This is a genomic window from Stenotrophomonas maltophilia group sp. msm4, assembly GCF_032025605.1.
GTDB classification, from domain to species: domain Bacteria; phylum Pseudomonadota; class Gammaproteobacteria; order Xanthomonadales; family Xanthomonadaceae; genus Stenotrophomonas; species Stenotrophomonas sepilia.
In genome coordinates, this window is sequence record NZ_JAVSKK010000005.1 from 41,361 (window position 1) to 53,988 (window position 12,628).

7 protein-coding genes, 1 pseudogene and 1 riboswitch are annotated in these 12,628 nt (G+C 65.6%); of the genes and pseudogenes, 4 read left to right on the top strand and 4 right to left on the bottom strand.

Annotated elements, in window-relative coordinates; all coding sequences use genetic code 11:
• Positions 1–27: 27 nt before the first annotated feature.
• Entirely contained in the window at positions 28–2,895 is a 2,868-nt protein-coding gene (gene gcvP, locus ROV93_RS21370; protein WP_072168600.1) for an aminomethyl-transferring glycine dehydrogenase, read from the bottom strand.
• 62 nt (positions 2,896–2,957) lie between these two features.
• A riboswitch (glycine riboswitch) is annotated at positions 2,958–3,060 on the bottom strand.
• Between the two features lie 299 nt (positions 3,061–3,359).
• On the opposite strand from gcvP, the gene ROV93_RS21375 reads away from it, so the two are divergent.
• The 3 genes from ROV93_RS21375 (at position 3,360) to ROV93_RS21385 (ending at position 6,085) form a co-directional block, all read left to right on the top strand.
• On the top strand, positions 3,360–4,586 hold the full coding sequence (locus ROV93_RS21375) for a multidrug effflux MFS transporter (protein ID WP_072168607.1): 1,227 nt from the start codon (positions 3,360–3,362) through the stop codon (positions 4,584–4,586).
• A 141-nt stretch (positions 4,587–4,727) separates the two neighbouring features.
• On the top strand, positions 4,728–5,624 hold the full coding sequence (locus ROV93_RS21380) for a siderophore-interacting protein (RefSeq protein ID WP_072168601.1): 897 nt from the start codon (positions 4,728–4,730) through the stop codon (positions 5,622–5,624).
• A gap of 68 nt (positions 5,625–5,692) precedes the next feature.
• On the top strand, positions 5,693–6,085 hold the full coding sequence (locus tag ROV93_RS21385; RefSeq protein ID WP_005418286.1) for a hypothetical protein: 393 nt from the start codon (positions 5,693–5,695) through the stop codon (positions 6,083–6,085).
• 82 nt (positions 6,086–6,167) lie between these two features.
• Here ROV93_RS21385 and ROV93_RS21390 read toward each other — a convergent pair whose 3' ends face one another.
• Positions 6,168–8,132 carry a M2 family metallopeptidase gene (locus ROV93_RS21390; RefSeq protein WP_072168602.1) on the bottom strand — a complete coding sequence of 655 codons (1,965 nt, stop codon included), beginning with the start codon at positions 8,130–8,132 and terminating at the stop codon, positions 6,168–6,170.
• Between the two features lie 252 nt (positions 8,133–8,384).
• On the opposite strand from ROV93_RS21390, the pseudogene ROV93_RS21395 reads away from it, so the two are divergent.
• A pseudogene (locus ROV93_RS21395) lies at positions 8,385–9,736 on the top strand (IS3 family transposase).
• A gap of 433 nt (positions 9,737–10,169) precedes the next feature.
• Here the strand turns inward: ROV93_RS21395 and ROV93_RS21400 are convergent.
• Positions 10,170–11,819 (bottom strand): phosphoethanolamine--lipid A transferase, encoded by a 1,650-nt coding sequence (locus ROV93_RS21400; protein WP_072169174.1) that lies wholly within the window; start codon positions 11,817–11,819, stop codon positions 10,170–10,172.
• Positions 11,816–12,583, bottom strand: coding sequence for a phosphatase PAP2 family protein (locus ROV93_RS21405; protein ID WP_072169173.1), 768 nt, complete (start codon positions 12,581–12,583; stop codon positions 11,816–11,818). The genes ROV93_RS21400 and ROV93_RS21405 overlap by 4 nt, the downstream gene beginning before the upstream one ends.
• Positions 12,584–12,628: the final 45 nt, after the last annotated feature.

Below are 12,628 nucleotides of genomic sequence, written 5' to 3' on the forward strand. Positions count from 1 at the left end.
CGTTTTCTTTATCGATGCAGTGAGGAATCAAGCCTCGACTTCATCATCCTTGTAGGCATCGACCGGGATGCAGGCGCACATCACGTTCTTGTCACCGTACACGTTGTCGACGCGTGCCACCGGCGGCCAGTACTTGCTCTGCTTCAGGCTGGCCAGCGGGAAGGCGGCCAGTTCGCGCGGATAGGCGTGGGTCCACTCGCTGGCGGTCACCGCGGTGGCGGTGTGCGGCGCGTTCTTCAGCGGGTTGTCCTCGCGGTCCAGGCGGCCGTCTTCGATCGCGCTGATTTCCTCTCGGATCTGGATCATCGCGTTGATGAAACGGTCCAGCTCGTGCAGCGACTCGCTCTCGGTTGGCTCGACCATCAGCGTGCCGGCCACCGGGAAGCTCAGGGTCGGGGCGTGGAAGCCGAAGTCGATCAGGCGCTTGGCGACGTCCTCGGCACCGATGCCGCTGGTCTTCTCCAGCGGGCGCACGTCCAGGATGCACTCGTGCGCCACCAGGCCGTTACGGCCGGTGTACAGGGTCTTGAAGTGCGGGGCCAGGCGCTTGGCAATGTAGTTGGCGTTGAGCTGCGCGACCTGGGTGGCCTTGCGCAGGCCTTCGCGGCCCATCATCGCGATGTACATCCAGCTGATCGGCAGGATCGAAGCACTGCCGAAGCTGGCCGCGCTGACCATGCCGACCGGGCCGTTGTCACCCAGCTTGCCCGGCAGGAACGGGGCCAGGTGCTCCTTGACCGCGCATGGGCCCACGCCCGGGCCACCACCGCCGTGCGGGATGCAGAAGGTCTTGTGCAGGTTCAGGTGCGAAACGTCCGAACCCCACTTGCCCGGCTTGGCCACGCCGACCAGGGCGTTCATGTTGGCGCCGTCGGTGTACACCTGGCCGCCGTGCTTGTGGATGATCTCGCAGATCTCGACCACCTCTTCCTCGAACACGCCGTGCGTGGACGGGTAGGTCATCATGATTGCGGCCAGGCGGTCGCTGTACTTCTCGGCGTTGAGGCGGATGTCCTCGACGTCGACGTTGCCGTTGGCATCGGTCTTGGTCACCACGACCTTCATGCCGCACATCTGCGCCGAGGCCGGGTTGGTGCCGTGCGCCGAGTCCGGGATCAGGCAGATGTCGCGGTGGCCTTCGCCGCGCGAGCGGTGGTAGGCACGGATCGCCAGCAGGCCGGCGTACTCGCCCTGCGCGCCGGAGTTCGGCTGCAGGCTGACCGCGTCGTAGCCGGTGCATTCGACCAGCATCGCTTCCAGCGTGTCGATCAGTTCCTTGTAGCCCAGCGCCTGGTCGGCCGGCACCAGCGGGTGGATCTGCGAGAACTCCGGCCAGGTCACCGGGATCATCTCGGCGGTGGCGTTGAGCTTCATGGTGCACGAGCCCAGCGGGATCATCGTGCGGTCCATCGCCAGGTCCTTGTCGGCCAGCGAACGCAGGTAGCGCAGCAGTTCGTGCTCGCTGTGGTGGGTGTTGAACACCGGATGGGTCAGGAACGCGGACTGGCGCAGCAGGCCGGCCGGCAGCGCGTCGGCGGTGCTGGCGTCCAGCGCCTCGACGTCAGCCTGCGCGCCGAACACGGTGGCCAGCGCGACCACGTCGGCGCGGGTGGCGGTCTCGTCCAGGCTGATGCCGACCGAGTCGCTGTCGATCGCGCGCAGGTTGTAACCGGCGGCGCGTGCCTTGGCGTGGATCTCATCGGCATGCACGCCGGTGATGTGCAGGGTGTCGAAGAAGTCGCCACCGACCTGCACGCCGGCGTTGCGCAGTGCCGCAGCCAGGATCGAAGCCAGGCGGTGGGTGCGCCGGGCGATGCGGGTCAGGCCTTCCGGACCGTGGTAGACCGCATACATCGAGGCCATCACCGCCAGCAGCACCTGTGCGGTACAGATGTTCGACGTCGCCTTCTCGCGGCGGATGTGCTGCTCACGGGTCTGCAGGGTCAGGCGATAGGCCGGGTTGCCCTGGGCATCGATGGAGACACCGATCAGGCGGCCCGGCATCGAGCGCTTGTAGGCGTCACGGCAGGCCATGAACGCGGCGTGCGGGCCGCCGAAGCCGAACGGCACGCCGAAACGCTGACTGTTGCCGACCACGATGTCCGCGCCCCATTCGCCCGGTGCGGCCAGCAGGGTCAGCGCCAGCAGGTCGGTGGCCACGGCCACCAAGCCGCCGCGTGCGTGCACGGCCTCGACCAGGGCCTTGTAATCGCCGATCTGGCCGAAGGTGTCCGGGTACTGCAGCAGCAGGCCGAAGGCTTCCGCTTCCAGTGCTTCGGCGGGGGTGCCGACGCGCAGCACGATGCCCATCGGTTCTGCGCGGGTGCGCAGCAGTTCCAGGGTCTGCGGGTGCACGGCGTCGTGCACGAAGAAGGTGTCCGACTTCGACTTGGCCGAACGCTTGGCCAGGGTCATCGCTTCGGCGGCGGCAGTGGCTTCGTCCAGCAGCGAGGCGTTGGCGATCTCCATGCCGGTCAGGTCGGCGCACAGGGTCTGGAAGTTGATCAGCGCTTCCATGCGGCCCTGCGAGATCTCGGCCTGGTACGGGGTGTAGGCGGTGTACCAGGCCGGGTTTTCCAGGATGTTGCGCAGGATCACGTTCGGGGTGTGGGTACCGTAGTAGCCCTGGCCGATGAAGCTGCGCAGCACGGTGTTCTTGTCGGCGATCGCACGGATCTTCGCCAGTGCCTGCACTTCGGTCATCGACTCCGGCAGCGCCAGCGGCGCCGGCGACTTGATCTTGGCCGGCACGATGGCATCGGTCATCGCATCCAGCGACGCGTGGCCGACGACGTCGAGCATCTGCGCGATCTCGGCATCGTTGGGGCCGATGTGGCGCTCGACGAACGCATTGTGGTGCTCGAGCTCACGCAGGGAAGGGGTGTTCTGGGACATGGCGAAGGATCCGTCAGGAAAGGGCACACGCACGGGCACAAGCCGCCGGTCGGCGGTCTGCGGGGCGCCCCTCTGTCCTTTTGCCTGAGAGTTTGGAAGCGCGGAAAACCGCGGCTTCGTGCCCCTTCGGCGCCGGATCGAACCGGTCTCTCCAGAGTTCTGTTACGGGTGGTATCGGGCCTGAGCGATTACGGGCGTTGCGCCTTCGGCAGCGGTGTTCCGCTTCTCCCACCGTGTTGCCCGCCGATTATAGCCCGTTGCGGCCCCGCTGGCCGTCTACGGGCCTGGCCGCTGCGCCTGAATGGCCGATGGCCCGGACGTGCGTTTTGTGCATCGCTGCATGGCATCAGGCGCAATCCCCACCTATGATGGCCAGATACCCGAATTCATCTGGCGCCCTCCCTGCAGACAGGGACCGGCGCCCGCCGTGCGTGCCACGCATGGCCCTGCCGGACGCCTTTCCCATGACCGCCGCTGTTGCTCCCTCCACCCGCCGCATGGCCCTGCTGCTTGCCGGCCTGGCCATGTTCGGCCCGTTCTCGATCGACACCATCTTCCCGGCCTTCCCGCAGCTGGCCCAGCGCCTGGCGGTGGACGAGGTGGCGGTGCAGCAGACCATCAGCGTCTACCTGCTGTTCTACGGCCTGATGAGCCTGGCGCACGGTCCGCTGTCCGACGCCTGGGGCCGCAAGCGGGTGATCCTCGGTGGCCTGGTGGTGTTCGTCGGCGCCTCGGTGGGCTGCGCACTGTCCACCGACCTGACCACGCTGCTGGCGTTCCGTGCGCTGCAGGGCCTGTCGGCGGGTGTCGGCATGATCGTCGGCCGCGCGGTGATCCGCGATCTGTACCACGGCCATGACGCGCAGCGGCTGATGAGCCAGGTGTCCATGCTGTTCGGCATCGCCCCGGCCATCGCGCCGATCATCGGTGGCTGGATCCTGCTCAGTGGCGCGGGGTGGCCGCTGATCTTCTGGTTCCTGGTGGTGTTCGGGCTGGTCCTGCTGGCGGCCACTGCACGCTACCTGCCCGAGACCCATCCCGTCGAAGCGCGCGTGCCGTTGTCGCCGCGCGTGCTGCTGCGTGATTACGTGCGCATCGGTTTCAATCCACGCTTCCTGCGCCTGGCGCTGGCCGGCAGCATCGGCTTTGGTGGAATCTTCCTGTACATCTCCTCGGCGCCGGTGTTCGTGATGCAGCACCTGCACCTGGGCGAGGGCGGTTTCGCCTGGTTGTTCATCCCGACCATCGGCGGCATGACCACCGGCTCATTCCTGTCCGGGCGCATGGCCGGGCACACCACGCCCACCCGCCAGGTCTCCATTGGTTTCGGCCTGTGCGCATTGTCAGTGCTGTTGAACGTTGGCTACGTGGTGCTGTCGCCACAGTTCGTGCTGCCATGGGCGGTACTGCCGATCTTCCTGGGTGGCATGGGCATGGCGCTGATCTTCCCGATCCTGGCGCTGGCGGTGCTGGACATGTACCCGCATCAGCGCGGCCTGGCCTCGTCGCTGCAGGCCTTCGTGCAGCTGATGATCAGCACCGTGGTGGCCGGCGTGGTGTCACCACTGCTGAGCGGCAGCCCGCTGCACCTGGCACTGGGCCAGGCGGCGTTCTTCGGCGCCGGTTTCGTGTTCTGGTACTGGGAACACCAGCGCGAGCGCGCGGCGCAGGCAGCCTGCACGGGTCACTGAGCAGCGCGCAGGGGTAGGGTGGGCCGCGATGCCCGAAACACTTGCGGCAGGGAACGGCCGGACTAGGCTGGGCATTCCAGCCAGCCGGTGCGTGGGTGCACGACAGCCAGCCGACCCAATGTCGTTGCATGAGGTTTCGCCATGGCTGCGCAGCAGACCTACCGCCTGTTCGAGGTGGCGCTGAAGGAGCGCCGCGTTCTTTCCCCTTCCCTGGACCGCATGGTGTTCACCGGCGCCGACGTGGCGCGGATGAAGACCGAAGGCCCGGACCAGCGCATCAAGGTATTCTTCCCCTTGCCCGGGCAGGACCTGCCACAGGTGCCCAGCGGCGAGGACTGGTATCCCCGCTACCGGGCGCTGCCGGACGATCAGCGCCCGCCGATGCGCACCTATACCATCCGCCAGCTGCGTGCAGAGCTGGGCGAAGTCGATGTTGATTTCGTGCTGCATGGCGAGACCGGGCCGGCCTCGCGCTGGGCCATCCATGCACGCCCCGGCGACCGTGTGGTGTTGCTGGCTCCCGATGCCGACTGTGCCGACAGCAGCGAAGGTTGGGAATGGAAGCCGCCGGCCGGCGTCGGCCAGGTGCTGCTGGTGGCCGATGAAACCGCGTTACCGGCGGTGGCCGGCATTCTTGAGGAACTGGCGGCCATGGTGGATCCGCCGCGTACGCTGGCGCTGCTGGAAGTGGCGCAGGCCGGCGACGCGGTGCCGCTGAAGGCACCGGCTTCCGCCGAGCTGGTCTGGCTGCCGCGCGGGCGCGCGGCGTACGGGGCGCCTCTGTTGCAGGCGGTGCAGGCGCGGCTGGCAGCGGCCTCGGGCGTGGCTGCCGGCGATGCGCCGGAGGAGATCGACGTCGATACGCAGATCCTCTGGGAACAGGCCGATACCCGCGTGGTCGGGCCGCTGTATGCCTGGGTGGCAGGCGAGGCAGCGGCGGTGATGGCGATCCGTCGTCATCTGGTCCGCGACTGCGGGCTGGATCGCCGCGCGATCAGCTTCATGGGCTACTGGCGGCACGGCAAAGTGCTGGATTGAGGGGGTGTGAAGCGGCGTGGCGGGTGGGGTGCGCTATCCTTGCGCCCCCCTCGCAGCGGTATTGCACCATGTCCACCAGCTCCAAGACCCGCCGCGACCAGCGCCGTCGCCAGGAAAAGCAGGCCGCCAACAAGGCCGCTGCCCAGGCCTCGCCGGTGGAGCCGCATGCCGAACTGCGCGACGCGCAGCGCACCCTGCTGGCCGGTGTCGTGCGCCGCGACGGTGAATGGGTGCTGGGCATGGACGGCCGTATCGCCGGCCACAGTGACTCCGCCGCACAGGTACTGGCGCTGATCATGCAGGCCGGTGAACTGCACGAGCGCAACGGCACGCCGGTGCGCCTGATGTACTCCGATGCGCTGCGCGACGCCGCGCACGCCGAAGCGAAAGAGAAGGGCCAGACCTTCGAGGAATTCAAGGCGGAACTGGCCGCGGCGATGGCGGCGAAGAAGGACAGCTGATCGCGCCGAATCTGTAGAGCCGAGCATGGCTCGGCTCTACAACACGGAGAAGGGGCGGATCCTTGCGGATCCGCCCCTTTTCTCATTTCGCCGCCGGGGCCGCGTTGGCCTGCCAGCCACACATCTGGCCTTCGTTCTGCTGCTTCAGCCACTCGTTGACCGGAGTGAAGTACTCGATCATCGGGCCGGCATCGAGCTTGTCGGTGCCGGTCAGCTCCTTCAGCGTGGCCTGCCACGGCTGGCTGGCACCCTTGCTCAGCATCGCCCAGTATTTCTGGCCGGCTTCCTTGTTGCCGTAGAAGGTGCACTCGTGCAGCGGGCCCTTGTAGCCGGCTGCATCGCACAGGCCCTTGTAGAACTGGAACTGCAGGATGCGGGCCAGGAAGTAGCGGGTGTAGGGGGTGTTGCCCGGCACGTGGTACTTCGCGCCCGGATCGAAGAATTCCTCGCCACGGGGGCTGGCCGGGGCCACGCCCTGGTACTTGGCCTTCAGGTCCCACCACGCCTTGTTGTAGTTGTCGGCGGTGATCGAACCATCGAACACGCCCCAGCGCCAGCGGTCGATCATCAGCCCGAACGGCAGGAACGACACGCCCGACAGCGCCATGCGCATCTGGTTGTTGATGACCGCTTCGCGGCTCTCGGTCGGTGCATCGACCAGGCCGATCGAGCTGAGGTACTTGGGCGTCATCGCCAGCACGATGGTGTCGCCGATCGCCTCATGGAAGCCATCGTTGGCACCGCCCTGGAACAGCGGCGGCAGCGGGTTGTAGGCCAGGTCGTAATAGATATGGCCCAGCTCGTGGTAGATGGTGGTGAAGTTCTCTTCGTTCGGCTTGATGCACATCTTGGTGCGCACATCGCCTTCCATGTTCATGTCCCAGGCGCTGGCGTGGCAGACCACATCGCGGTCGTCGGGCTTGATGAACTGGGTGCGTTCCCAGTACGACTGCGGCAGCGACGGCATGCCCAGCGACACATAGAAGTCCTGTGCGCGTTCGGTCATCTGCTTGGCGGTACGCAGTTCGGCTTCGCGCTGGGCCTTGTACTGGGCCGCCACGTTGGCGTCCTTGCCGGCCTTGGCCAGCGCCGCGCTCAGGTTGGCCTGGTACTGCTTTTCCAGTGCAGCGGTGATGTCCAGGCTGCCGGCACCCGGGTACGGTTCCAGCTGGTCCCACAGGTTCGACCAGTCCTGCTGCCACATGTTGCCCAGCAGGTGCGCGGCAATCAGGCCGTTGCCCACTTCGGCCTTGTCCTTGCCGTAGGTCTTGTCCAGCTTGCCGCGTGCATAGCAGTGCAGCTGCTCGTACATCGGCTTGACCTGTTCCCAGAGCCGGTCGGTTTCCGGGCCGATCTGCTCCGGCGGCATGTCGTAGCCGCTGCGCCACATCTGGCCGGCGTCGGCAAAGCCCATGCCCTTGGCGCCTTCGTTCACCAGGCCGACGAACTTCTGGTAGTCGCCGCGCATGCTCTTGGTGGTGCTGTGCCAGCCCTGCCAGGCGTCGAGCTGCTTGTCATAGTCGCGGCTGCGCGCCAGCACCTGTTCCAGCTCGCCCAGCTGGCGGCAGGAGTTCGGATCATTGGCATCGGTGCAGTACTTGCCGGCACCGTAGCTGCCTTCCATGCGCGTGGCGATCTGGGTCAGCTCGGCCAGCTTGGCCGGGTCGCGCGGTGCAGGCATCGAGGACATCAGCTTCAGCAGGTGGATCGCGCGCTTGCTGTCCTCGCTCATCGGCTTGCCGTCGAACTTGGCGGCCTGTTCGATCCAGCTGTTGAGCTGCGTCAGCGAACGCTCGTTGGCCTTGGCCGCAATGCGTTCCGAATCACCGTTGATGTAGGTGGAGGACAGCCACTGCGCCGAGGTCATCTCCGGGTAAGCGGCCTTGAATTCGGCATTGATGCGGGCCACGAACTGGTCGGCGGTTTCACCGGCCGGAGCGCTGCTGCTGGCGGAATCGGTGCCTGGGGCAGCTTCCTTCTTGCAGGCGGCCAGGGCCAGCGTGGCGGCGGCGATTGCCGAGGCCAGCAGGAGATGACGGTGTTTCACGGGCGGTCCTTGGGTGGTGAACGACGGCCGAAGGCTAGTGGGCCGTCGCTGCCACCGCAAGTGGCGGAAGTCGGCCGGGCGGCGCCCGGCACCCGCAGAGGCCAGAGCACAAGCAACAGCAACCGCCGAAGCAACCGCAACAGCGGGGTATCCGTGGGATGGCGCGGCGGTGTGGGCTTGCAGGACACGCCGTAAACCCATCCATGAAGTGACCCCCGGGAGTTGGACATCAGATCCGACCCCGAGGGATACATGAACAGATACGACGCGCGTTTCAAACTGCAGGTCGCCAAACAGGCCTGCAAGACCTCCACATCGGTCAAAGCCGTTGCTCGTCGCTACGGCCTGGAGTTCTCCACGGTCAGGCGCTGGGTGGCGACCTATCGGCTGCATGGTTGGCGGGGATTTCATCGCCAGTCCCAGTCCTATGACCTCGCATTCAAGCTGGCTGTCCTGAAGAAGATGGGCCAGGACGGCATGTCCGGGCGGGAGGCCACCACTTACTTTCAAATTGGCGATGCCGGCGCGGTGGGTCGGTGGCGTCGCCTGTATGCTCAAGGCGGTCGCCCAAGCGCTGGCACCACCTCCGCCGCCGCCCCGAAAGCCGATGAAAAAGACCCGTTCGTCCAAGCCACCTGAGGAAATGAGCCGCGATGAGCTGCTCAAGGAAGTTGCCTATCTGCGTGCGGAGACCGACTACCTAAAAAACTCGATGCCTTGATCCGGGAAGAGCAGGCGGCGCAGGACGCAAAGCGCAAGCCATCCAAGGATTGAGGCAGGTTCATACGCTGTCGCTTCTGCTCGAAGCGGCAGAGCTGTCACGCAGTACGTTCTATTACCAGAACCATGTCCTGGCCCATCCGGATCAGGATGAGGCAGCCCTGTGCGAGCGCATCCGGGCAATCTACGATCAAAGCCAAGGGCGCTATGGGTATCGCACGGTGACGCTGGAACTGGCCAATCAGGGCCATCGGACCAATCACAAGCGGGTACAGCGCCTGATGGGGGAGATGGGCCTGAAATCACGGGTACGCGTGAAGCGCTACCGGTCCTTCAAAGGGGCCGCCAATGTTGTGGTTGGCAATGACCTCAATCGCCAGTTCCATGCCGAGCGGCCCAACCAGAAGTGGGTGACTGACGTCACCGAGTTCAAGGTGCAAGGCATGAAGCTGTACCTGTCGCCGATCATGGACCTCTACAACGGTGAAATCGTGGCTTATCAGATCAAGCGCCAGCCTGTGTTCGATCTGGTAGGTCAGATGCTGGAGGAGGCCATCAAGAAGCTTTCGCCGGATGAGCGGCCAATGATCCACTCCGACCAGGGCTGGCAGTACCAGCATGAGAACTACCGGCACATGCTGGAAAAGCACTCGTTGAAGCAAAGCATGTCCCGACGTGGCAACTGCTTGGACAATGCGGCAATGGAAAGCTTCTTCGGGACGCTGAAGTCGGAGTTCTTCTACCTGAACAGCTTTGACAGCATCGAAAGCCTGGAGGCCGGGCTGGTGGAGTACATCAAGTACTACAACCAAGAGCGAATCAGATTGAAATTGAAGGGGCTAAGCCCGGTAAAGTACCGGGAACAGGCCCAAGCAGCCGCCTGACCCCACCGTCCAAGTCTCGGGGGTCACTTCACCATGGGGGCTCGATGGCGCCATCCATGGCGCCAACGGTCCTGCAAGCCCACACCGCCCCACGTCTGACAGATCGTGGCGGCTGTTGGTAGGTGTCGACCTTGGTCGACACATCTGTCAGGTATCGACAATCAAAATGGGGTCAGATCCGTTTTCTTCCGGAAAACGGATCTGACCCCAAGATCGTTCCAACAGATCGCGGAAAACTGTCGAAGGCGGGGTGGGTCCGGTTGCGGGGGCGTGAGCCGCATGGATGCGGCGACCGAGCTTACATGGACGTACTTGCAGCGTCCCCCGCAACCGGACCCACCCCGCCACCCCTCAGGAAACCCGCTTCTGCTGTTGCTTCGGCCGTTGCCGTTGCCCCTGCAGGTGCAGGGCTGCAAGCCCTGCCAAACACCCCTCAACCTTCGCAGTTGGCGAACACGTCGCGGTCGCGCTCGTACAGCGCCGTCTTAACCTGCATCAGGCCCAGCACCGACGGGAACAGGTTGTCGTGGTCTGTATAGGCCGCCGAACGCTTGCGCACGCACTGCAGGTCCAACCCACGGCTGCTGGCGAAGCCCGGCGAGAACCACATCGTCATCGGTACGCGGGTCTGCTCGGCCGGTGCGATCGCATACGGCACGCCATGCAGGAACAGGCCCTTCTCGCCCAGCGATTCACCATGGTCGGACAGGTAGATCATCGCCGTGTCGTAATCCTGCATGCCCTGCAGGGTACCAATGGTCTTGCTCAGGAAATGATCGGTGTACAACACCGCGTTGTCATAGCTGTTGGTGATCTCTTCGCGCGAGCAGCGGCCGATGTCACGGGTGTCGCAGGTCGGGGTGAAGCGGCGGAACGCGGGCGGATAGCGCTCGAAATAGGCCGGGCCGTGGTTGCCCAGCTGGTGCAGCACCACCACCCGGTCGCCGGGCTTGGCCCGCACCTGGGTGGCCAGGTCCTGCAGCAGGACCTCGTCCATGCAGCGGCCATCGGCGCACAGGCCGGGTGTGGTGGCGTCGGACAATGACTGGAAGTCCAAGCCCTCGCACACGCCCTTGCAGCCGGACTGGTTGTCACGCCACAGCGGCGCGATGCCGGCGCGGTTCAGTACGTGCAGCAGCGACTGGTGCGCACGGATCTTCTTCTCGTCGTAGTCGTGGCGGCCCCACGGCGAGAACAGGCACGGCAGCGAGACCTCCGTGCTGGTGCCGCACGAATGCATGTCCGGGAAATTGATCACGCTGGCCTGCGCCAGTTCCGGAGTGGTGTTGCGGCCACCGTTGAGGCCCCAGTTCTGCGCACGCACGGTCTCGCCCATGACGATCACCAGCAGGCGCGGCTTGCTGGCCGGCGCTCGCGGAGTGGCCTTGGCGTCGGTGCCGATCGGCAGCTTCGGTGCGCGCTGCACCGGGTTGTCGCCACGCAGTGCACGCGGCATGCCCAGCAGCACGTTGGCCGGGGTGGCGAGGTAACGCACTTCGCGCTGGTTGCGCATCAGTGCTGAAACATCCTGGAACGAGATCAACGCGCCGCCGACGGCGGTTACCGCGGCCACCAGCAGGAAGCCCAGCCGCCACAGCAGGGTGCGGCCCCAGCTGCGGCGACGCAGCTGCACGCGCCACAACACCGCCATCGGCAACACGGCCAGCAACAGTACCGGCCACAGCAGCGACACGGTCATCAGCTCGCGGCTTTCCTTGGGGTCCGTCGCCAGCACGTTGCGCAGCATGTCCGCATCCAGGTAGATGTGGTAGCGGCTCATGTAGTGCGCGGCGAATGCGGTCACCAGCAGCAACAGGCTGATCACCACCTTGGCGTTCCAGCGCCAGACCAGGATGCCCAGCAGCACGCCGTGAGCACCCAGCAGCAACAGCAGCAGCGAAAGCGCGTAGCGCAGGCTGCCTGGATGGCTGGCCATCGCGCTGTGCCAGAACAGGCCATTGCCGGCCACCGCGAAGAACAGGCTGGTCAGCGCGATCAGCGCTTCGGTGGACAGCTGCGGCCGCCAGTGGCGCAGACCCGCAAGGGCGGGGAGGCGGGCGGGCCGTTGGACCGATGCGCTCATGCGTTTGCCTCCTGGCGGTTGGCATGGTTCAGTTGACGGTGTGTCAGGACGCGCTTGGCGATCAGATAGAGGCCGAGCGAAAGCAGCCAGCAGATCAATGCAGTGGCGACGTCATGCGAAAGGAAATGCGCACCGCGCAGCTGCTGGCCGATGCCGAACACCAAACCGGCGCCGAGGCCGATCCACAACCCGGCCCAGCGCCACGACGGGCGCCATAGGAGGGCGAAATAGTACAGGCACAGCCAGGCGTAGCCGGCACTGGCGTGCCCGGCCGGGAAGCAGGCCTGCGCGGCCATGCCAGCGGGGCGTGCGGTGAAAAGCCCGATAAATGGCTGGTGGCCGCCGTAGCGCAGCAAGTCCCAAGGGCATTCCATCGGCACCAGTGACTTCAGCAGGGAGATCACGCCGGTGCCCAGCGCCAGGGCAAGTACGACATAAAGCAGCGCCCACCGCAGGGTGTGATCGCGTCCTTTACGCCAGTGGTGGAAGCACAGCAGGAGCACGACCAGCGCCGCCGCAGTGCTCAACCATTTACCGGCCTTGTGCACGACGCTGCGGGTGATCCAGGCGTCCTGTAGCACCCATCGGCTGCCCTCAAGGCGGAACAGGTGATCGGCCACCCACTGGTCGCCGCCGAACCCCATCAGCAGCGCAAACACGGGCAGACCGATTGCGACAGGCAGCCAAAAGTGAGTTACGGCGAATCTTGACGCCAGTGGCGATGACGCAAGCGGCGCGATCGAATCAAGGGGACGAACGGGCATGCTGAGGGAAGGCGGGTTCGGGAATCCGCAGCCATGCTCGTCACC